Consider the following 19,497-nt stretch of genomic DNA (forward strand, 5'->3'; position numbering starts at 1 on the left):
ATAAAACAGGACTGAGGCGCGTAGATCGTCCGGTTATGCTCGCCTATCGTCTGTTCCGGATCAACTACCCCGGAACCCCCTCATGAATACCGTCCTCATTACCGGCTGCTCCTCTGGCTACGGCCTGGAGACCGCCCGCCGCTTCCACGCGCAGGGATGGCGCGTGATCGCCACCATGCGCACGCCGCGCGCCGACCTGCTGCCCGTCGACGAGCGGATGGCGGTGGTCGCGCTCGACGTCACCCGACCCGACAGCATCACCGCTGCGCTGGAGCGCATCGGCCCACTCGACGTGCTGGTCAACAACGCCGGGATCGGATTGTTCGGCGCGTTCGAGGCCACGCCGATGACGACGGTGCGCGATGTGTTCGAGACCAACACTTTCGGCGTGATGGCGATGACGCAGGCGGTGATCCCGCAGTTCCGCGCGCGACGCGCGGGCACGATCGTCAACGTCACCTCCAGCGCGACGCTGGCGCCGATGCCGCTGGTGGCGGCGTACACCGCGAGCAAGACCGCGATTGAAGGCTTCACCGCCTCGCTCGCGCACGAGCTGGGCGCGTTCGGTGTCGCGGTCAAACTGGTCGAGCCCGGCTATGCGCCGAGCACGCGCTTCACCGCCAACGGCGAGGAGCGGATGCGCGGACTGGTGCCGCCGGCGTACGCGGATTTCGCCCAGCAGGTGTTCGGCACGCTGACGCAGCTGAAGGAAGTGACGCGCGAATCGGATGTTGCCGACACGGTATGGCGCGCGGCCAACGACACCAGCGATCGGCTGCATTACCCGGCCGGCGCGGATGCGGTGGCGTTGGCGTCGCTGGGTGCGCGCGCGATGCGGTGATCGCAATGCGCTCAGTACAGTGCTTCGCCCGCCGCGCGGCGTTCGTGCGCGCGGAATGCGTCGAGGATGTGCTGGCGCAGTTCCTCGTCGTTCCACGGCTTGGTCAGGAAGCGGTAGATCGCGCCGCGATTGATCGCTTCGGTGATCGTCGCCAGGTCGGTGTAGCCGGACAGCACCATGCGGATGGTGTCCGGGTAGAGATCGCGCACGCGGGTCAGGAACTCGGTGCCGCTCATGTCGGCCATGCGCTGGTCGGAGAGGATGACCTGCGCGGTGTTGCTGGCGAGCAGGTCGAAGGCTTCGCGCGTGCTGTTGGCGGTGAGGATCTGGTAGCCGTCGCGACGGAACAGGCGTACGAGTGAACGCAGCACGTTCTCCTCGTCGTCGAGCAGGAGCAGCGTGCGTTCCGGGCGCGTGGCGGCGAACGCGCCCGGCAGCAGGAAGCGTTTGCGCACCAGATCGCCGAGCTGGTCGGCCGGCTGCGAAGGACTGAACAGGTAGCCCTGGAAGAAATCGCAGTGGTTGCGGCGCAGGAAGCCGAGTTCGGCTTCGCTCTCCACGCCCTTGGCGATCACCTTCATGCCGAGCTGGTGGCCCATCGCGATGATGCCGCGCACGATCGCGGCGCTGCGCGGATCGCTGGCGACGTTGCGGATGAAGCTGCGATCGATCTTGATGCGATCGAGCGGGTACTGGCCGAGCGCGGCGAAGCTGAGCCCGCCGAGGCCGAAATCCTGCACGGTCAGCGTAGCGCCGAGCGCGCGCAGTCCGGTCAACGTGTCGTGCACGCGGTGGCTGTCGGTGACCAGCACGCTTTCGGGAATCTCGAACTCCAGCGCGCTGCCCGGCAGGCCGAAGCGATGGAGCAGGGCACCGATGCGGTCCAGGCAGTCGCGCTGCACCAGCAGCGGGCCCGACAAGTGCACCGACATCGACAGGTAATCGAGTCCTTCGTCTCGCCACTGCGCGAGCTGTTCCGTCGCCGATTCCACCACCCACGCACCGAGTCGCGCGGCGAGGCCGACGCGGTTGATCGGTTCGAGGAACTGGCTCGGGCGCAGCAGGCCACGGTCGGTCTGCCAGCGCAGCAGTGCGGCGAAACCGGTCACGCCGCCGTCGTGCGCGGCGACCTGCGGTTGGTAGTACAGGCGGAACTCGCCGCGATCGATCGCCTCGACGAAACGCTGCGCGAGGCCGTCGCTCGGCGCGGAGCGGTCGGACGCGGCCGAGTACAGGCCGACGTTGTTGAGGCCGTCCAGCTTGACCCGGCGCAACGCTTCCTCGGCCTTCGACAGCAACGTCGCGGCGTTCGGTGCGTGGTCGGGGAACACGGCGATGCCGATCGAGAGCGTCACCGGCAGCGTGTACGGCGGGATCGACAGCGGCGTCTCGAACGCGTCGCGCAGGCGTTCGGCCAGTCCCGCGCCGTCGAGTTCGCCTTCGCGATAACCGATGCCGACCACGAACTCATCGCTGGTCAGGCGCCAGATCCAACCGTCGCGCGGCACCGCGCGGCGGAGGCGCTGGGCGATCGCCGCCAGCGCCTGGTCGCCGGTGGCGGTGCCCATGTTGGTGTTGATCGACCGGAACATGTCCACGTCGATGTGCAGCAGCGCGATGCGACGCTTGGTCGCACCGGCGACCGCGAGGGCGGTCGCCAGGCTGGGGCCGTTGGCACCGAGACGGTGCAGGCCCGTGATGGGGTCTACCGCGGTATCGCCTGGATCGTCGTACCGCTGTGCCATGAAACCCTGGTGCTACTTGGTGCCGGTCGGGGGAGAGGCGGGCTGGCTGCCGAAATCGCCATCGGCCGACGCGGCGAGGTAGGCGAACACCGCGTAGGCCGCGACATTCTGCGCCAGCGCCTGCGGGTCGATTTTATCGAAGGTGTCGTCCGGGGTGTGGTGAAGATCGAAGTAATCGGTGCCGTCCTGGGCCAGTCGCGCCCACGCCACGCCGTTCTGGGCCGAAGGACCGACGTCCGGACCCGGGCCGCCCTGGCCCGGCGTGTAGGCGATGCCCAGCGGCTCCAGCACCTTGGCGATCTGCGCGTCGGCGGCCTTGGCGTGCTCCGGGGCGGAGCTGGAATAGGCGTAGATGCGGCCGGCGCCGAAGTCGCTCTCGGCGGCGATCTGGTGGCGGACCACCTGGTCGGCGTACTTCGCCGCGTAGGCCTTGCCGCCGTGCAGGCCCTGTTCCTCGTTGGAGAAGGCGACCACGCGGATGGTGCGCGCGGGGTGCTGCTTGAGGTCGCCGATGAGCTTGGCGGCGGCCATCGTCAGGCCAACGCCGGCGCCGTCGTCGATCGCGCCGGTGCCCAGGTCCCACGAATCGAGGTGCCCGCCGATCAGCACGACTTCCTCCGGCTTCTTCGAGCCGCGGATCTCGCCGACCACGTTCTGCGACGTGTAGGTGCCGTCCCAGCCGCAGTCCAGCGCGAGGCGCACCTTCACCGGGCCGCGTTCGAGCAGGCGGCGCAGCTGTTCGGCGTCCGGCACGGCCAGCGCGGCGGACGGAATCGGCGTCAGGCCTTCATCGAAACGGGTGATGCCGGTGTGCGGGTTGCGGTGCGAGTCCGTGCCGGCCGAGCGCATCAGGTAGGCGCTGGCGCCTGCGCGGATCGCAGCCGACGGGCCGCGGCTGCGCACGCGCGAGCCCGGGCCGTAGCCCGAACCGTCGCGGGCGCGTTCCATCTTGTAGTCGATGAAAGCGATCTTGCCGGCCAGCGAACCCGGGGCGGCCGCTTCGAGCGCGGCGAGGTCGGCGAAGCGCACGACTTCGGCTTCGACCGTACCGGCCGGGCTGCCGCCGAGTGCGGTCAGGTGCAGCGGCTGCATGTTCCTGCCGACCACCTGCGCCGACTCGCTGCGGCGTTCCCACTTCGGGAACGTGACCGGCTCGGTCCAGACCTTGTCGAAGCCCAGTTCCTTGAGCTTGGCCACGGCCCAGGCCACGGCGCGCGCATCGGCTTCGCTGCCTGCCAGGCGCGGGCCGACCTCGGTGGTCAGCGATTCGGTGATGCGATAGCCCAGGTCGCTGGCCAGCGCGGTTTCGCGCAGTTGCGCGGCGGTGGCGATGGCCTTGTCGGGAATGCGCGTCTCGCGTTGCGCGGCATCGGCAGGTGCGCCGATCGTGGCGGCGGTCAGGAGCGTGGCGATGGCCACCGACAGTGTTGCGCGCATTCCGGTGATTCCCCCAAGGACGAAACGTCGAGCGTAGCAATTCGCCCGCCATCAGCAGGGTGTCGGTAGTCACGCGACGGTATTTGCACGATCTGTCGTTTCGCGCGGCAGCGCCGGTGGCGTGCCGCGCGTGCGCTTACTTCTTCAGCAAGTCGCGGATCTCGCGCAGCAGCAGGACGTCTTCCGGCGTGGTCGGCGCGGCGGCAGGCGCGCGCACGCGGTTGTAGGCCTTGAGGAACAGGAAGATCACGAACGCGATCAGCACGAAATCGATGATCGTCTGGATGAAGATGCCGTACTTGATCGCCAGTTCCGCCGCGACTTCCTTGCCGGCCGAATCGAGCTGCGCCGACTTGATCACGTACTTCCAGTCGCTGACGCTCACGCCCTTGGTGAAGGCGCCGACCGCCGGCATGACGATGCCGTCCACCAGCGAGGTGACGATCTTGCCGAAGGCGGCGCCGATCACCACGCCGACCGCCAGGTCGACCACGTTGCCGCGCGAAACGAATTCCTTGAACTCGGTGATCAGGCCCATGTCGGCGCTCTCTCCTGCGATGACGGAAGGGTTCGGCGGATGCCGGGGCGACTATACCGCTGCGGCAACGATACGGCCCGAGTGCTCGGCGATGCCTTCCACGACGGCGTGGAAGCGGTCGCCCGGCTGCAGCGGGCCAACGCCGGCCGGCGTGCCCATGAAGATCAGGTCGCCCGCACGCAGCGCGTACAGGCGCGACAGCTCGTGCAGGATGTCCGGCACGGTCCAGATCAGGTCGGCCAGCGAACCCTGCTGCCGGGTCTCGCCATTGATCGCCAGACTGATGCGGCGATCGCCGAGTTCGCCGACCTGCGCCTTCGGCACGATCGCGCTGATCGGCGCGGCGTGGTCGAAGGATTTGCCGGTGTCCCAGGGCAATCCCTTGGCCTTGGCCGCGCCCTGCAGGTCGCGGCGGGTGAGGTCGAGTCCGACCGCGTAGCCGTAGATCAGGCGTTCGGCATCGGCCGGATCGAGCACGCCCGCGGGCGCGTCGTGGCCGAGCGCGACCACCAGCTCGACTTCGTGATGCAGGTCCTGCGTGCCCGGCGGATACGGCACGTCGGCCTGCAGCGCGATCGCATCGGCGGGCTTGAGGAAGAAGACGGGCGTGCCGCGTTCGGCGCGCGACGCGGGTGCGGTCGCGCCCATCTCGCGGGCGTGGTCGGCGAAGTTGCGGCCGACGCAGTAGATGCGGTGGACCGGGAATGTCTGGTCCGTGCCGCGGACGGGGACGCGCGGTTGCGGCGGGGCCGCGATGACGTCGCCCATGCGCTTACAGCGCGTTGGTGTGGCGTTCGCGGCGCTCGGCTTCCAGCACCGGCTGGCCGACCACGCGGAACTCGCCCTCGACCACGCGCGCATCGCGCGCGATCGGCTTGCCACGCTGCTTCCACAGCTTGTACACGATGCCCGCGGCGATCATGGCCGCACCGAGCACGACCGAGAACGCCACCAGCACCGCCAGCACGCCCAGGCCGACCACGCCGAGCGCGAACCGCAGCAGGCGATGACGCGGCTTGCGCGGCTCGAACGCCGAACGCACGCGCGAATGGAAGTGGGAAGTACCGAAGCGGAAGGTCTGGGCGAACATTGCAGTACGTCGTGACACAATGCGGCGCGAACGCCGGGGCAAGCGAGTATCGGGCCAGCCATGACCGAGGGTGTGAGAACTTCGTTAAGCAATTCGCACGCCACGGGGCCCGGAAGGACCCCGTTGCTGGGGCTGGAACGCTTGCCGGACGGGGCTTTCGCCGAGGTCGAGGTGGTCATCGACGGGGATGCGGAATCGCTGATTCTGTATCGTGACGGCGATCACGTGCGAGCGTGGCTCAACATCTGCCCGCACGCCGGCCGCCGCCTCGACTGGGCGCCGGGCCAGTTCCTCAAGAGCAAGGAAGGCCTGCTCGTCTGCGCCGCGCATGGCGCCAGTTTCGAACTCGCACAAGGCGAATGCGTCGCCGGGCCGTGCCGCGGCGAATCGCTGCGCACGGTGGTCGTGAACGTGCGCGACGGAGCGGTGTGGCTGGATTGATTCAAGCCGGCATGTGAGTCAGCGTGCCGCGGACGATCGCAACACCGCGATCAGAACATCAGATTGACCATCACCACGATCACCACCGTGTAGATCAGCGACAGCGGGCCGCCGATCTTCCATAGCTCCTTGCCGGTGTAGCCGGCGGGGCCGGTGATCATCGAGATGACCGGGTTGGATGCGGTCATGAAGTTGTTGGACGCCGACAGCGCGACGATCAGCGCGAACGAGGTCGGGTTGCCGCCCGCGGCGAGCGCGAGGTTCACCGCCAGCGGCACGGTGACGATGGTCGCGCCGACGTGGCTGATCACCAGTGAGAAGAGCGTGGTGAACAGTCCCAGCAGGATTTCCAGCAGCCACACCGGAGTGCCGGTGGGCAATCGTTCGATGGTGTGTCCGGCGACCCACGCCGCCGCGCCGCTGGAATCCATCGCCCATCCCAGCGGGATCAGGCACGCCATCAGGAAGACGGTCTTCCAGTTGATCGCCGCGTAGGCTTCGTCGATGTGGATCACGCCGGCGATGAGCATGCCGGCTACGCCGGTCATCAGCGCGATCGACACCGGCAGGCGCGAGGACAGCGCCAGCAACATGGCGACGGCGAAGATCGCCATCGCGATCTTGAACTTGTGCGGACGCTGCTCGCCCTTGGGGTAGTCGGTGACGACCACCAGGTCCTTGCTCTCCGCCGCCTCGCCAAGGTCGGTCCAGATGCTGTGGAAGACCAGCATGTCGCCGGCGCGCAGGCTCACGTCGCGCACGTTCTCGCGCAGCACGGTCTTGTCGCGGTTGATCGCCAGCAGGCTCAGGCCCATCTGCTTGCGCAGCTGCAGCGCGCGTCCGGTCTTGCCGATGAAGTTGGACGTCGCCGGCACCACTGCTTCGGAGATGCCGGCACGGCTGGGATTGAACAGGTCGCCGAAGTTGCGCAGGCGCGCGGACAGGCGCAGGAAATGATTCTGCGCGAAGTCGCTGATCTGCTGGCGCGGGCCCATCGCGCCGAGCACGCTGCCGACCCAGATACGCGTGTCGGCCGGCGGCGCCAGGCGCGATTCGTTGTCGCTCTTGAGCGCCAGGAACAGCGGCGCACCGCGCAGCGCTTCGGCTTCGCCGAGCGACATGCCGACCAGCGGGCTGTCGGCGGTGACGGTGAGTTCGTACACGTCGCCGTCGATGCCATAGGCCTTGGCGAAGTAACTCTGCGTGCGTGCAGGCGTCGCACCCTTGCCGTCGTCGGTGTCGTCCTTGCTCAGGCGTTTGTCGCCGAAGAAATGGAAGTACGCCAGCGACGCGGCCAACAGCGCCAGGCCGATCGGCAGCGGCGCGAACATCTTCAGCGGTTCCAGCGTCGCAGCGCCCGAGGGCAGGTTGCTGTTGGCCGCGAGCAGAAGGTCGTTGAGCAGGATCAGCGGCGAATTGCCGACCATCGTCAGCGCACCGCCCATGACGATGGCGGCGGCGATCGGCAACAGCAGGCGCGGCAGGCTCAGGCCGGTGCGCGAGGACAACCGCGCGGCGACGGGCATGTACAACGCCATCACCGACGGGTTCTGCATGATCGAGGAGTTGAGGCCGGCCACCGCGCTGGTGAGCAGCAGCAGTCGCTGTTCCATGCCCTTAGCGCGCCGCAGCAGCCAGCCAGCGAGGCGATTGAGTGCGCCGGTGCGATCCAGACCCGCGCCGAGGATCATCGTCGCGATGATGCTGATGACGGCGTTACCGGAGAAGCCGTTGAACAGTTCGTCGGGTTCGACCAGTCCCGACAGGCCCAGCAGGACCAGTACCACCAGGGCCACGACGTCGGCGCGGATGCGCTCGAACAGGAACATCACCATCGTGAAGCCCACCAGCCCGAGCACGAGCTTCATGTCGGTGGTGAGCGTCAGCGCAGTGTCCATGCCGGGGCGATCTGTCTCTCTCGTTCGTTCGTATCGTCAGCGACGGTCGTAGAGCAGGTCCCACACCCCGTGGCCGAGCTTCTGGCCGCGGGTTTCGAAGTGGGTCTGCGGTCGCCACGGCGGCCGCTCGACGCTTCCGCGCGGACCGGCGCGATTGACCAGGCCGGAAGTCGCGTCGAGCACGTCCCACATCTGCTCTGCATAGTCCTGCCAATCGGTGGCGAGGTGCAAGCGTCCGCCGATCGCCAGCTTGCTCGCCAGCAGGGCGGCGAACTCGGGCTGGACCAGCCGGCGCTTGTTGTGGCGCTTCTTGTGCCACGGATCGGGGAAGTAGATGCGGATCTCGTCGAGCGAGCCGTCGGCGATCTCGTTGCGCAGCACTTCGACCGCGTCGTGGTGGTAGACGCGCACGTTGCCGGCGTCGTCCTGCGCGAGCGCGTTGAGCAGCCGGCCCACGCCGGGCGCGTGGACTTCGATGCCGATGAGGTCGCGTTCGTGGTCGTTCTGCGCAGCGAAGCGCAGGGCCTCGCCGTTGCCGAAGCCGATCTCGAGCACGCGCTTCGCGCTGCGGCCGAAGGCGACGTCGAAATCACGCGGCTGGCCCGTGTAGTCGAGCCCGTAGCGCGGCCACAGCGTGTCGAACGCGCGCTGTTGTGCCTCGGTGAAACGGCCCTGGCGAAGCACGAAGCTGCGGACCTGGCGACGGCCTTCCTCGACGGTGAAGGGTTTCGGCGGGGCCTTGCTCTTCGGTGCGCTGGCGTCGCTGTCCGACATCAGCCGATCAGCCCATCGACCGGCGAGGACGCGCTGGCGAAACGCTTGCGCGGGATGCGGCCGGCCTTGAACGCGGCGCGTCCGGCCTCGACCGCGAGCTTCATCGCGTGGGCCATCAGCACCGGATCCTTCGCGCCGGCGATGGCGGTGTTCATCAGCACGCCGTCGCAACCCAGTTCCATCGCGATGGCGGCGTCGGAAGCGGTGCCCACGCCGGCGTCGACGATGATCGGCACCTTCGCGTTCTCGACGATCTCGAGCAGGTTGTACTTGTTCTGCACGCCCAGGCCCGAGCCGATCGGTGCAGCCAGCGGCATCACCGCGACGCAGCCGATCTCTTCCAGGCGCTTGGCCAGGATCGGATCGTCGGAGGTGTAGACCATCACGTCGAAACCGTCCTTCACCAGCAGCTCGGCCGCGGCCAGCGTCTGCACGACATCGGGATAGAGCGTCTTCTGGTCGCCGAGCACTTCCAGTTTCACCAGCGAATGGCCATCGAGCAGCTCGCGCGCGAGGCGGCAGGTGCGCACCGCGTCGTCGGCGGTGTAGCAGCCGGCGGTGTTGGGCAGGATCGTGTACTTGTCCGGCGGCAGCACGTCGAGCAGGTTCGGTTCGCCCGGGTTCTGGCCGATGTTGCTGCGGCGGATGGCGACGGTGACGATCTGCGCGGCGGCGGCCTCGGTGGCCAGCCGGGTCTGTTCGAGGTCGACGAACTTGCCCGTGCCGGTGAGCAGGCGCGAGCCATACGACTTGCCGGCGATGACGAGCGGATCGGTGGAGAGATGCGGGGGAAGCGGAGCGGTCATCGCGCTAGTTTAGCAGCGGTGGCGTGGGCTTCCTGGTGTGTTGGTGCGGTGCGCGCGACGCCGGAGTGTTGCTTCGAGGGTGATGTTGTTGCGATCCGTGGCTTCGGGCGACGGGCTTCGGGTTGCCCGGCTCGGCTCGTGGGCTTGGAATTCGGTGCAGGTGCCGGTTGCCATCCGTGGCGTCACGCGACTGGTTTCGGATCGCCCGGGCCGGCCATCCGTGGTCGGGCGTTCGGCAGGCCACGCGGCAGTGCCGCGTGAACTGAGGATTCGGTGTGGACTACGGTTGCCATCCGTGGCGTCGCGCGACCGGCTTCGGATCGCCCGGCCCGACCATCCTTGGTCGGGCGTTCGGCCGCGCGCGAGGCAGTGCCTCGCAAGCGCGCGGCCTCACCCGCCTCCGAGTGCATGCACGATCTCCACGCGATCGCCTTCCACGAGCGGGTGCTCGACGTGGCGGCTGCGCGGCACGATCTGGTTGTTGACCTCCACCGCGACGCGGCGCTCGCCGAGGCCTTCGGCCTGCAGCAGCTGGGCGACGGTGGTGTTCGCCGCGATCGCGCGCGGCTCGCCGTTCAGAACGATGTCCATGAGGCGTATTGTCGCCCCCTGTGCCGGTACCGGCCAGTCGGCACGGTTTTTGACGCAGTGCGGCGTGAGTGCCGCGTGACCGCATGGTTCGATTCGCCATCCGCGGGCGTATGTGCCCGGGATCCACGACAACGACGACAACGACCACCAGGAAACCCCGATGATCACACCCGTTCGATCCGTGCTGGCCGCCGCGCTGGCGCTGGCAGCCGCACCGGTCTTCGCGCAGACGTACTCGCAGACGATCTTCTTCGGCGACAGCCTGACCGACTCGGGCACGTTCCGGCCGGGGCTCATCCAGGCGGTCGGCCCGAGCGGTGCGCTGCTGGGCAAGTTCACCACCAACCCGAACCTGGTCTGGTCGGAGTACGTGGCCGACTACTACCACTCCAATGCGCGGCCCTCCAACACGGCGGGCCAAGGCGGCAACAACTACGCCGTCGGCGGCGCGCGCAACAACGTGAACGGTGCGAGCCCGTTCGGTGCGATCCCTTCGCTGTCCACGCAGATCACCACCCACCTCAACTCCCGTGGCGGCCGCGCCGATGCGGATGCGCTGTACACGGTGTGGGGCGGCGCCAACGATCTGTTCGCGATCCTGCCGACGATGACGCCGGCGCAGATCCAGACCGCGATCGGTGCGGCGGTGACCGCGCAGGTGACCAACGTCGCCACGCTCGAGAACGCCGGTGCGCGCTACGTGCTGGTGCCGACCGTGCCGGACCTGGGCCTGACGCCGCAGTACCGCGCCAACGGTGCGGCCGGCATGGCGTTCGGCACGACCCTGTCGACGGGTTACAACTCGGCGCTGTTCGGCGGCCTGGCCAGCGCGAACCTGCGCGTGATCCCGGTCGATACCTTCCACCTGCTGGGCGAGATCATCGCCAACCCGGCGCCGTATGGCATCCGCAACACGACCGGTGTGGCATGCCTCACGCAGCCGGCACCGGCGGGCGGCTCCTCGCTGTTCTGCAACCCGGGTTCGTACGCCGCGCCGGATGCGCCGGACGCTTACGTGTTCGCCGACGGTGTGCATCCCTCGGCCAAGGCGCACGCGATCCTCGCCGACTACGCGATTTCGCTTCTCGAAGCGCCGCGCCAGCTCGCCGTGCTGCCGCATTCGGCGGCGGTCGTCGGCCGCTCGCGCGCCGACCGCGTCGAAGCCCAGCTGGGTTCGCGTCCGGAAGGCGAGGGCATGCGCTGGTGGGCCGACGTGCGCGCCGACTCGCAGCGCTACGGCGACGGTGAGGACTACGACGGCATCGGTCCGACGGTCAGCGTCGGCATCGACTGGGCCAGCGGCGACCTGGTGTACGGCGGTTTCGCCGGTTACGGCCAGCAGAAGATGGACTGGGGCCTCAACCGCGGTCAGTTCGACCAGGACGACGCCACGCTCGGTGGCTACCTGGGCTGGACCAGTGGCGCGGCGTGGGTGAACGGCCAGGTCAGCTACAGCTGGCTGTCGTACGACGTGGATCGTCGCGTGAAGCTCGGCCCGACGGCCCGCGTGCACAGCGGTTCGCCGGACGGCAGCAATCTTTCCGCCGCGATCGGCGCGGGCTGGAACTTCGGCGAGGGCGCGCTCAAGCACGGCCCGCTGGTCCGCCTGCTGTCGCAGACGATCGAGGTCGACGGCTACGACGAGAACAGCACCGAGGCGACCGCACTGTCGTTCGGAAAGCAGGAATTCGACTCGATGATCGGCAGCGTCGGCTGGCAGGTGGATTACCGCCTGAACGAGCACCTGAGCCCGTACGCCCGCCTGACCTACGACCACGAGTTCGAGGACACCGAGGACGAAGTGAGCGCGTCGCTGCGCTCGATGCCGGGCACCGCCGCGTATTCGGTGCCGGGCGTCACCTACGACCAGGACTACGGCACGCTGCTGCTCGGCGCGCGCACGGAACTGTTCGGCCTGCAGACCGACATCGGCACCAGCCTCACTGTCGGCCAGCGCTACGGCAACGACGCCACGCTGTTCGTCAGCATCGGCGGCGGCTTCTGACAGGCGATGCCTGATCGACCGCTCCGTATCGGAGCGGTCGCACGATGAACCGGCACGCGGCGCCGCCTGGCGCCGCGTTGCCAAGCCTCCGACGGGAGGCATAGACTTCGCCGCACGCGGGTGTAGTTCAATGGTAGAACTGCAGCTTCCCAAGCTGCTAGCGTGGGTTCGATTCCCATCACCCGCTCCAAACATCTCCAGCGGCGGCCTGCTTTACAGTGGCCGCCGTTTTTGTCTTTCAGGTCGAATCCTGGAGGCGCGATGGCGACGAAGATCGTGCTCGGTTGGCGTGAATGGGTCGCACTGCCGGACCTCGGCATCGGCCGGTTGCGCGCCAAGATCGACAGTGGCGCCCGCAGCTCGGCGCTGCACGTGGATGCACAGTGGCACTTCCACGAAGGTGGCGCGCCTTGGGTCGGTTTCCGGCTGAGTCCGGGGCATGGCGCGGGCGTGATCGAGGGCGCCGCGCCGGTGTTCGACGTCCGCGAGGTGACCGACTCCGGCGGCCATTGCACCCGCCGGGTGTTCGTCCGCACCACGCTCTCGCTGGCCGGGTTGGACCGGGAGATTGAAATCAACCTGTCGGATCGTCGCGGCATGCTGTTCCCGATGCTGCTCGGCCGGACCGCGCTGGCCCGGCAGTTCACCGTCGATCCCGCCCGATCCTTCCTGCACGGCCGCCTGCCAACGGGCGCCGCGCGTGTCCACGCACTGAAGACGTACCGATGAAGCTGGCGATCCTCTCGCGCAACAGCAAGCTCTATTCGACCCGGCGCCTCGTCGAAGCCGCGCGCGAGCACGGCCACAGCGTGCGCGTGCTCGACCCGCTGCGCTGCTACATGCGCATCGCCAGCGACGGATTCAGCATGCGCTACAAGGGCAAGCCGATCGCGGGCTACCACGCGGTGATCCCCCGCATCGGCGCGTCCATCACGCGCTACGGCTCGGCGGTACTGCGCCAGTTCGAGCTGATGGACACCTTCACGCCGAATTCCTCCGACGCGATCCTGCGCGCGCGCGACAAGCTGCGCTGCCACCAGCTGCTGGCGGCCGAGCGCATCGGCCTGCCGACGACGGTGTTCGGCGACAACCCCGACGACACCCACGACCTGCTGTCGATGCTCGGCGCGCCGCCGCACGTGATCAAGCTCAACGAGGGCACGCAGGGCGCCGGCGTGATGCTGACCGAGAAGCTTTCGGCCTCGCAGGGCGTGATCGAGGCGCTACGCGGCCTGTACGCCAACTTCCTGGTGCAGGAGTACATCGAGGAAGCGCGCGGCGCCGACCTGCGCTGCTTCGTCGTCGGCGGTCGTGTCGTCGCGGCGATGAAGCGCCAGGCGCCGAAGGGCGACTTCCGCTCGAACCTGCATCGCGGCGGTACCGCCAAGGGCGTGCGCGCGAGCGTCGAGGAAGAAGATGTCGCAATCCGCGCAGCACGCGTGCTTGGACTCGGCGTCGCCGGTGTCGATCTGATCCGTTCGCGGCGTGGACCGCTCGTGCTCGAGGTCAACGCATCGCCGGGACTGGAAGGGATCGAGGAAGCCTCGGGCGTGGACGTGGCCGGAGAGGTCGTCGGCTACCTGGCTGAGCGGATCCGGCGCCGGGCCCAGAAACGAGCCGCCAGCCGGTAAAATCCGGTTGCATGGAATTCTTTGTTTTTCGCCGAAGATCGGCGAAGAATGCTCGGATACCCGGCGTCAGCCTGCCTGAACAACGAAAATTTAACGGTCGTTTTTAACGACGGTTTAATCGATTTCAGCGTAGCCTGTGCCTACCGCAGCACTGCCGCTTCCAAGTCAGCTTTCTGGTCGATGCAGGTTACGGTAATCGGGGCAATACCCTTTTTGGCCCAGGCACGGTGGCCCCGTGTCTGGGCCTTTGTTTGCCTGCGCAGCGCGCGTGCGCGTGCGGTGACCGTTGCACTGCGGTCTCTCTGGCAGAATCGTTAAGCTGCGACGACAAGCCGCACGATCGGCTTCATCGGCGCGCGTTCATCCTGTCAGGAACCTCGACAGCGTCCGCGGGTCGAATGCCCACCATCTAGGAAGGTCACATGCGCATTCTCGTCATCGAAGACAATCAGGACATCGCCGCCAACCTCGGCGACTTTCTCGAAGACCGCGGCCATACCGTGGACTTCGCCGCCGATGGCGTCACCGGCCTGCACCTGGCGGTGGTCCACGACTTCGATGCGATCGTCCTCGACCTCAACCTGCCGGGCCTCGATGGCCTGGAGGTGTGCCGCAAGCTGCGCAACGAAGCGCGCAAGCAGACGCCGGTGCTGATGCTGACCGCGCGCGACTCGCTGGAGAACAAGCTGGCCGGTTTCGATTCCGGCGCGGACGACTACCTGATCAAGCCGTTCGCGCTGCAGGAAGTCGAAGTGCGCCTGAACGCGCTTTCGCGTCGCGGCCGTGGCGTGCAGACGCGCGTGCTCAACGTCGCCGACCTGGAGTACAACCTGGATACGCTCGAAGTGCGTCGCCAGGGCAAGCTGCTGCAGCTCAATCCGACCGCGCTGAAGATCCTGCAGGCGCTGATGGAAGCCTCGCCGGCAGTGGTGACGCGCCAGGAACTGGAAACGCGCGTGTGGGGCGAGGAGCTGCCGGACTCCGACAGCCTGCGCGTGCACATCCACGGCCTGCGCGCCGTGGTCGACAAGCCCTTCGAGGTGCCGTTGATCCAGACCCGTCATGGCATCGGTTACCGCATCGCCGCGCCCGACAACGGCTGACCGGATGGCCGTCGCAGGGGAACCCGCGCCCGCGCCGCGCCGCACGCGCTTCCGGCGGCAGCTTCGCAGCCGCATCATCCTCGCGTTCGTCCTGCTCGGCTTCGGCCTGACGGGCCTGTTCGCATGGGCGACCAACTGGACGCGCAACCGCGTCGAGAACCAGCTGGTCGAAGACGTGATGAACCGGAACATCGAACAGGCCGCGCGCCAGTACGAGACCGATCCGGAGAATCCGGAATTCAGCGTCGACCAGATCCGCGCGTACGTCTATCCGATCGACAAGATCGACTCGGTGCGCGTCAACTGGCCCGAGTGGTATGAACTGAGCGACGGCATCTACGGCATGACCGGCGTCGCCAATGGCGAGCCGTTCGCTTACAAGCTGGCGGTGCGCAAGACGCCGAAAGCGTGGTTCTTCCTCGCTTACGACATGTCGCAGGCCACGCGCGGCGAAGCGCAGTTCCAGCGCGCCATCTGGGCGTCGGTGTTCCTGTTCACGCTGCTTTCGCTGCTGGTGGGCTGGTGGTCGGCCTCGCGCGTGATGAGCCCGGTGTCCGAACTCGCCAATCGCCTCAAGCTGTCCGGACGCAGTTCCGAGCCGGAGAACCTCGCCTCGCATTTCCCGGACGACGAAGTCGGCCAGCTCGCCGAAGCGCTGGACGATTACGCCGAACGCCTGACCGAAGTCGTGCAGCGCGACCGTGAGTTCAACGCCGACGTGAGCCACGAACTGCGCACGCCGCTGGCGGTGATCAAGGGCGCGGTCGAGCTGCTGCTGTCGCGGCCGGACGTGGACGACAAGACGCGCAACCGCCTGCTGCGCATCCAGCGCGCGGAGCAGCAGTGCACCGACCTGATCAGCGCGCTGCTGCTGCTTTCGCGCAACGAACGCGGCCACGGCGCGACCGACGTCGCCCGCGTCGGCGAGCAACTGCTCGATGTGCACCGCGCCCAGCTCGGTGGCAAGCCATTGGAGCTGCGCATGGCCGGCGAGCCGAGCCTGATCGTCGATGCGCCGGAAGCCGCCGTGTCGGTGGCGCTGGGCAACCTGGTCGGCAACGCGGTGAAGTACACGACCGAAGGCGAAGTCATCGTGCGCATCGGGAAGGGCTCGGTGGACGTGATCGACTCCGGTCCTGGCCTGAGCGAGGAGGATGCGGCGAAGCTGTTCCAGCGTGGCTATCGCGGCACGCACGCGGGGCATTCGCAGGGCGGCGGCATCGGCCTGTCGATCGTGCGCCGCCTGTGCGCGCTGTACGCGTGGGACGTGCGCGTGACGCCGGGCGGCGAGCGCGGCGTGATCGCGACGCTGACCTTCGATGCGCCGATGATCCCGGCCTCGCGGAACTGATCCGCGGTTATCCCATCGCATGAAAAAGGCGCCTCGCGGCGCCTTCTTCGTATCGCGCGATGCGATCGCTTACAGCGGTTCCAGCCAGCCGTACTTGTCGTGCGTGCGACCGTCGAACAGGCCGAAGAACAGGTCCTGGATGCGACGCGTCACCGGGCCCGGCTTGCCGGTGCCGACCTGGCGGCCGTCGACGGAGCGGATCGGTGTGATCTCGGCGGCGGTGCCGCACATGAACAGTTCGTCGCACAGGTACAGGTATTCGCGCGGCAGGTCGCGTTCGATCACGTCGATGCCGGCGTCGCGGGCGAGGGTGATGATCGTGTTGCGGGTGATGCCATTGAGCAGCGCCGCGCTGACCGGCGTGGTGTGCAGCGCGCCGTCGAACACGAGGAACAGGTTCTCGCCCGCGCCTTCGGACAGCAGGCCGGTGGACGCCAGTGCGATACCTTCGCCGAAGCCGAGGCGACGCGCCTCGCGCGCGACCAGCTGGCCGCTGAGGTAGTTGCCGCCGGCCTTGGCGCCAGCCGGGATGGTGTTCGGCGCGAAGCGCTGCCAGCTCGACACGCACGCATCGATGCCGGCCTCGAGCACGCTCGCGCCCAGGTACTGGCCCATCTTCCACGTCGCCACGGCGACGTCGGTCGGCGTGTCGGCGGAAAGACCGAAACCGCCGAGGCCGCGGTACGCGACCGGGCGCAGGTAATCGGTGGTGTTGTCGTTGGCGCGGATGACTTCGCGGCAGGCTGCGTTGAGCTGTTCCAGCGAGTACGGCATCGCCATGTCGTAGATCTTGGCCGACGCGAACAGGCGGGTGTTGTGGTCGGTCAGGCGGAAGATCGCCGGACCGTTTGGCGTCTGGTAGCAGCGGATGCCTTCGAACACCGACGAGCCGTAGTGCAGCGCGTGCGACATCACGTGGGTGGTGGCTTCGGCCCAGCGCTTGATCGCGCCGTTGTGCCAGATCCAGTCGGGGTATTGCATCGCCGGCGTCCGTCAGGGGGAAAGGCGATATTGTGCCCTGCATGACCGGTCCGGCCCACTGTCGGCTTGTGCCGGGGCGGGCTGCTCAGCCCTTGATCCACCAGCAGCCGAAGTGCTTCTGCAGCCCGAACACCGTCCGCGACGGCGTGATGCTGTTGCCCAGGGTCTGTTCGATCCGCAGCGCTACTGGTGCGCGCGGGCGCGGTGGCGGGGCGGGTTCGGCGTCGCTGTCGTCGAAGGCGGGGAAGGGCGGGGCGGGCTCGGCCGGTTCCGGCTCTTCCGGCATCACCCGGACGATGTCGAGCAGCGGGCGCTGCACCAGCGCGTCAAGGCGCGCCATCACGTCGTAGGCGCCGGTGCCGGACATGCCTGTCCAGTGGTAGACCCCGGCCAGGCGGTTGGCGTCGTGCGCGTCGAAGGCGCCGGTCATCTCGAACACCAGGTCGTCCACGCTGCGTGCGCAGCCGCCGCCGGGCTTGTTCTGCGCGGCCGCCGCCGCGCGTGGCGGCGCCCGCTCGGTGCCTCCCACTTCGGCGCAGGAACGGTCGGTGAAGATCTGCTGCCCCTCGGGCGTCACGCACTGCTTCACCTGCGCGGGCGCCGCGGGCGCCCAGCTGAGCGCACACAGCGCGAGGGCGACGAGGACGAAGCGGACGACGACGGCAGGAAGCATCGGAGCAGACTACTGCGTGGCGCGCGGCCGGACTGTGCGTGCATCGCAGTCCGCGCACGCGCGGTCTCAGAAGCGGACGAAATAGCAGCCCGCGTAGCGCTCCACACCCAGTTCCATCACCTGCTGCGGCTGCGCGAACGTGAGCTGCATCGCACCCGACGCGCCGTCGCTGCCGACCAGTCCTGGCCAGAAGCTCGCGTCGATCAGCGAGTGGCGCACCAGCTGCTGCAGGCGCTGCATTACCACGTGCGCCTGGCGATGGCGCAAGCCGGGCCAGTGCACGCTCTCGGCGATGCGGTTGACGTCGCCCATCGCAAATGCGCCGAGCAGGTCCAGCGAAAGCTGGCGCGTGCTGCGCGCACAGCCTTCCTGCGGCGCACGGCGCGTGCGGATCGCGTTGGTCATTGCCGAATCACGCAGCGAGTCCATGCCGAAGGACTCGCCGTCCATCGCCAGGCGCGTGATCAGCTCGGTCGGCATCGGCGCAGGGCGTGCGTCGAGCGCACGGCACGCGCCGTCGGTGTAGACGGACATGCCGTCCGAAGTCTCGCAGCGGTGGAGGCCACCGGCGGCCTGCGCGGGGGCGATCGCGCAGATGCAGGCCAACAGCAGGCTCCATGCCGCCGCCAGGTGCGGCGTCTTCATGTTGCGACCCGGGGGGAGCGGGAGCGGTCATCGTCTCCCCGGTCGCGTCAATGCCGCGTGTGAGTTGCCGTGTCCTCAGCGGATCCGCGACAGCACGGACAGGGTCGGTTTGGTCAGATTCAGCGTGTAGAAGTGCAGACCGGGCGCGCCGCCCTCGAGCAGCCGGCGGCACATGTCGGCGACGAAGTCCGCGGCGAACTCGCGGATCGAATCCACGTCGTCGCCGTAGGCCTGCATGCGCTTGCCGATCCAGCGCGGGATTTCCGCGCCGCAGGCGTCGGAGAAGCGGCGCAGCTGGCTGAAATTGGAGATCGGCATGATTCCCGGCACGATCGGCACGTCCACGCCCATCCGCCGTGTTTCATCGACGAAACGGAAATACGCGTCGGCGTTGTAGAAGTACTGGGTGATCGCCCCGTCGGCGCCGGCGTCGATCTTGGCCTTGAAGTGGCGCAGGTCGGCGAGCGCGTCGTCGGCCTGCGGATGGCACTCGGGATAGCAGCCCACTTCGATGTGGAAGTAGCCGTCGTGTTCGCGGCGGATGAATTCGACCAGTTCGCTTGCGTAGCGGAAGTCGCCGGTATGGCCCATGCCCGAGGGCAGGTCGCCGCGCAGCGCGACGATGCGGCGGCAGCCCATCGCCTTGTAGCGTTCGATCAATTCCGACAGCTCCGCGCGCGTGCCGCCGACGCAGGACAGATGCGGCGCGGCATCGAGGCCGTGTTCGCGGTTGAGGCGCTCAACGGTTTCGGGCGTGTAGCTCAACGTCGAGCCACCCGCACCGAACGTGCACGACACGTAGTCCGGCTTCTCCGCCTTGAGCTTCGCGGCGGTCTTGTCCAGCTGCGCGCGCTGTTCGTCGGTCTTGGGTGGGTAGAACTCGAAGCTGATCGGGGGCGTGGGCATGCCGGACGCTCGCGGAAAGGTGGCGATAGTCTATCGCTTCA

The 19,497-nt window shown here is 68.0% G+C and carries 20 protein-coding genes and 1 tRNA gene; 8 read left to right on the plus strand and 13 right to left on the minus strand.

The genetic code is table 11. The features are described 5' to 3' along the window. The first annotated feature begins 82 nt into the window (after positions 1-82). Positions 83-841 carry an SDR family oxidoreductase gene (locus FOF45_RS10395; protein WP_158984573.1) on the plus strand — a complete coding sequence of 253 codons (759 nt, stop codon included), beginning with the start codon at positions 83-85 and terminating at the stop codon, positions 839-841. 11 nt (positions 842-852) lie between these two features. Here FOF45_RS10395 and FOF45_RS10400 read toward each other — a convergent pair whose 3' ends face one another. From FOF45_RS10400 to FOF45_RS10420, 5 genes are all read right to left on the minus strand, one after another. After that, on the minus strand, positions 853-2,586 hold the full coding sequence (locus FOF45_RS10400; protein WP_158984575.1) for an EAL domain-containing protein: 1,734 nt from the start codon (positions 2,584-2,586) through the stop codon (positions 853-855). A 12-nt stretch (positions 2,587-2,598) separates the two neighbouring features. Beyond that, positions 2,599-4,023 carry a M28 family peptidase gene (locus tag FOF45_RS10405; RefSeq protein ID WP_158984577.1) on the minus strand — a complete coding sequence of 475 codons (1,425 nt, stop codon included), beginning with the start codon at positions 4,021-4,023 and terminating at the stop codon, positions 2,599-2,601. Positions 4,024-4,159: 136 nt separating this feature from the next. Beyond that, positions 4,160-4,561, minus strand: coding sequence for a large-conductance mechanosensitive channel protein MscL (mscL, locus tag FOF45_RS10410; RefSeq protein ID WP_158984580.1), 402 nt, complete (start codon positions 4,559-4,561; stop codon positions 4,160-4,162). A 51-nt stretch (positions 4,562-4,612) separates the two neighbouring features. Beyond that, the gene (locus tag FOF45_RS10415) at positions 4,613-5,329 is read right to left on the minus strand and encodes a fumarylacetoacetate hydrolase family protein (RefSeq protein WP_158984582.1); all 717 of its coding nucleotides are present in this window, start codon (positions 5,327-5,329) and stop codon (positions 4,613-4,615) included. 4 nt (positions 5,330-5,333) lie between these two features. Further along, positions 5,334-5,651 (minus strand): hypothetical protein, encoded by a 318-nt coding sequence (locus FOF45_RS10420; RefSeq protein WP_158984584.1) that lies wholly within the window; start codon positions 5,649-5,651, stop codon positions 5,334-5,336. A 60-nt stretch (positions 5,652-5,711) separates the two neighbouring features. Here FOF45_RS10420 and FOF45_RS10425 point away from each other — a divergent pair, with 60 nt between their 5' ends. Then, the gene (locus tag FOF45_RS10425; RefSeq protein ID WP_158984586.1) at positions 5,712-6,092 is read left to right on the plus strand and encodes a Rieske (2Fe-2S) protein; all 381 of its coding nucleotides are present in this window, start codon (positions 5,712-5,714) and stop codon (positions 6,090-6,092) included. A 50-nt stretch (positions 6,093-6,142) separates the two neighbouring features. On the opposite strand, the gene FOF45_RS10430 is transcribed toward FOF45_RS10425, so the two are convergent. From FOF45_RS10430 to thiS, 4 genes are all read right to left on the minus strand, one after another. After that, positions 6,143-7,990, minus strand: a complete 1,848-nt coding sequence (locus FOF45_RS10430; protein ID WP_158984588.1) for an SLC13 family permease — start codon at positions 7,988-7,990, stop codon at positions 6,143-6,145. Between the two features lie 36 nt (positions 7,991-8,026). Continuing rightward, positions 8,027-8,764 carry a tRNA (guanosine(46)-N7)-methyltransferase TrmB gene (gene trmB, locus FOF45_RS10435; protein WP_158984590.1) on the minus strand — a complete coding sequence of 246 codons (738 nt, stop codon included), beginning with the start codon at positions 8,762-8,764 and terminating at the stop codon, positions 8,027-8,029. Beyond that, entirely contained in the window at positions 8,764-9,570 is an 807-nt protein-coding gene (locus FOF45_RS10440) for a thiazole synthase (protein WP_158984592.1), read from the minus strand. Before FOF45_RS10440 ends, trmB begins: the two co-directional genes overlap by 1 nt. A gap of 390 nt (positions 9,571-9,960) precedes the next feature. After that, positions 9,961-10,161, minus strand: coding sequence for a sulfur carrier protein ThiS (gene thiS / locus FOF45_RS10445; RefSeq protein ID WP_158984594.1), 201 nt, complete (start codon positions 10,159-10,161; stop codon positions 9,961-9,963). Positions 10,162-10,345: 184 nt separating this feature from the next. Between thiS and FOF45_RS10450 the strand changes: the two genes are divergently transcribed. The 6 genes from FOF45_RS10450 (at position 10,346) to FOF45_RS10475 (ending at position 16,251) form a co-directional block, all read left to right on the plus strand. Continuing rightward, complete coding sequence (locus tag FOF45_RS10450) at positions 10,346-12,166, plus strand: autotransporter domain-containing protein (protein ID WP_199244561.1); 1,821 nt, start codon at positions 10,346-10,348, stop codon at positions 12,164-12,166. A gap of 116 nt (positions 12,167-12,282) precedes the next feature. Next, a tRNA-Gly gene (locus FOF45_RS10455) sits at positions 12,283-12,356 on the plus strand. A gap of 71 nt (positions 12,357-12,427) precedes the next feature. Next, a complete protein-coding gene (locus FOF45_RS10460; protein ID WP_158984598.1) occupies positions 12,428-12,895 on the plus strand; it encodes an ATP-dependent zinc protease family protein in 468 nt (155 codons plus the stop codon). Next, on the plus strand, positions 12,892-13,797 hold the full coding sequence (gene rimK / locus FOF45_RS10465) for a 30S ribosomal protein S6--L-glutamate ligase (protein WP_158984600.1): 906 nt from the start codon (positions 12,892-12,894) through the stop codon (positions 13,795-13,797). The genes FOF45_RS10460 and rimK overlap by 4 nt, the downstream gene beginning before the upstream one ends. 422 nt (positions 13,798-14,219) lie before the next feature. Next, the gene (locus FOF45_RS10470; RefSeq protein WP_158984602.1) at positions 14,220-14,900 is read left to right on the plus strand and encodes a response regulator transcription factor; all 681 of its coding nucleotides are present in this window, start codon (positions 14,220-14,222) and stop codon (positions 14,898-14,900) included. Between the two features lie 4 nt (positions 14,901-14,904). Beyond that, positions 14,905-16,251: a sensor histidine kinase gene (locus FOF45_RS10475; RefSeq protein ID WP_233264123.1), complete on the plus strand. Its 1,347-nt coding sequence runs from the start codon at positions 14,905-14,907 to the stop codon at positions 16,249-16,251. Between the two features lie 69 nt (positions 16,252-16,320). On the opposite strand, the gene FOF45_RS10480 is transcribed toward FOF45_RS10475, so the two are convergent. From FOF45_RS10480 to metF, 4 genes are all read right to left on the minus strand, one after another. Next, positions 16,321-17,232 carry a branched-chain amino acid transaminase gene (locus tag FOF45_RS10480; RefSeq protein WP_158984606.1) on the minus strand — a complete coding sequence of 304 codons (912 nt, stop codon included), beginning with the start codon at positions 17,230-17,232 and terminating at the stop codon, positions 16,321-16,323. A gap of 85 nt (positions 17,233-17,317) precedes the next feature. Then, positions 17,318-17,905, minus strand: a complete 588-nt coding sequence (locus tag FOF45_RS10485; RefSeq protein WP_158984608.1) for a hypothetical protein — start codon at positions 17,903-17,905, stop codon at positions 17,318-17,320. A gap of 66 nt (positions 17,906-17,971) precedes the next feature. Further along, positions 17,972-18,550, minus strand: a complete 579-nt coding sequence (locus FOF45_RS10490) for a hypothetical protein (RefSeq protein ID WP_158984610.1) — start codon at positions 18,548-18,550, stop codon at positions 17,972-17,974. A 75-nt stretch (positions 18,551-18,625) separates the two neighbouring features. Beyond that, a complete protein-coding gene (gene metF, locus FOF45_RS10495; RefSeq protein WP_158984612.1) occupies positions 18,626-19,456 on the minus strand; it encodes a methylenetetrahydrofolate reductase [NAD(P)H] in 831 nt (276 codons plus the stop codon). Positions 19,457-19,497 lie beyond the last annotated feature (41 nt).

This window comes from Lysobacter panacisoli, assembly GCF_009765165.1.
Lineage (GTDB): Bacteria > Pseudomonadota > Gammaproteobacteria > Xanthomonadales > Xanthomonadaceae > Lysobacter_J > Lysobacter_J panacisoli.

Bases quoted from the DNA above. Each gene is read 5' to 3' on its own strand.
- mscL (WP_158984580.1), bottom strand. From the start codon at position 4,561: ATGGGCCTGATCACCGAGTTCAAGGAATTCGTTTCGCGCGGCAACGTG.
- trmB (WP_158984590.1), bottom strand. From the start codon at position 8,764: ATGTCGGACAGCGACGCCAGCGCACCGAAGAGCAAGGCCCCGCCGAAA.
- metF (WP_158984612.1), bottom strand. From the start codon at position 19,456: ATGCCCACGCCCCCGATCAGCTTCGAGTTCTACCCACCCAAGACCGAC.
- FOF45_RS10425 (WP_158984586.1), top strand. From the start codon at position 5,712: ATGACCGAGGGTGTGAGAACTTCGTTAAGCAATTCGCACGCCACGGGG.
- FOF45_RS10430 (WP_158984588.1), bottom strand. From the start codon at position 7,990: ATGGACACTGCGCTGACGCTCACCACCGACATGAAGCTCGTGCTCGGG.
- FOF45_RS10470 (WP_158984602.1), top strand. From the start codon at position 14,220: ATGCGCATTCTCGTCATCGAAGACAATCAGGACATCGCCGCCAACCTC.
- FOF45_RS10420 (WP_158984584.1), bottom strand. From the start codon at position 5,651: ATGTTCGCCCAGACCTTCCGCTTCGGTACTTCCCACTTCCATTCGCGC.
- thiS (WP_158984594.1), bottom strand. From the start codon at position 10,161: ATGGACATCGTTCTGAACGGCGAGCCGCGCGCGATCGCGGCGAACACC.
- FOF45_RS10415 (WP_158984582.1), bottom strand. From the start codon at position 5,329: ATGGGCGACGTCATCGCGGCCCCGCCGCAACCGCGCGTCCCCGTCCGC.
- FOF45_RS10490 (WP_158984610.1), bottom strand. From the start codon at position 18,550: ATGAAGACGCCGCACCTGGCGGCGGCATGGAGCCTGCTGTTGGCCTGC.
- rimK (WP_158984600.1), top strand. From the start codon at position 12,892: ATGAAGCTGGCGATCCTCTCGCGCAACAGCAAGCTCTATTCGACCCGG.
- FOF45_RS10485 (WP_158984608.1), bottom strand. From the start codon at position 17,905: ATGCTTCCTGCCGTCGTCGTCCGCTTCGTCCTCGTCGCCCTCGCGCTG.
- FOF45_RS10400 (WP_158984575.1), bottom strand. From the start codon at position 2,586: ATGGCACAGCGGTACGACGATCCAGGCGATACCGCGGTAGACCCCATC.
- FOF45_RS10440 (WP_158984592.1), bottom strand. From the start codon at position 9,570: ATGACCGCTCCGCTTCCCCCGCATCTCTCCACCGATCCGCTCGTCATC.
- FOF45_RS10480 (WP_158984606.1), bottom strand. From the start codon at position 17,232: ATGCAATACCCCGACTGGATCTGGCACAACGGCGCGATCAAGCGCTGG.
- FOF45_RS10475 (WP_233264123.1), top strand. From the start codon at position 14,905: ATGGCCGTCGCAGGGGAACCCGCGCCCGCGCCGCGCCGCACGCGCTTC.
- FOF45_RS10405 (WP_158984577.1), bottom strand. From the start codon at position 4,023: ATGCGCGCAACACTGTCGGTGGCCATCGCCACGCTCCTGACCGCCGCC.
- FOF45_RS10460 (WP_158984598.1), top strand. From the start codon at position 12,428: ATGGCGACGAAGATCGTGCTCGGTTGGCGTGAATGGGTCGCACTGCCG.
- FOF45_RS10395 (WP_158984573.1), top strand. From the start codon at position 83: ATGAATACCGTCCTCATTACCGGCTGCTCCTCTGGCTACGGCCTGGAG.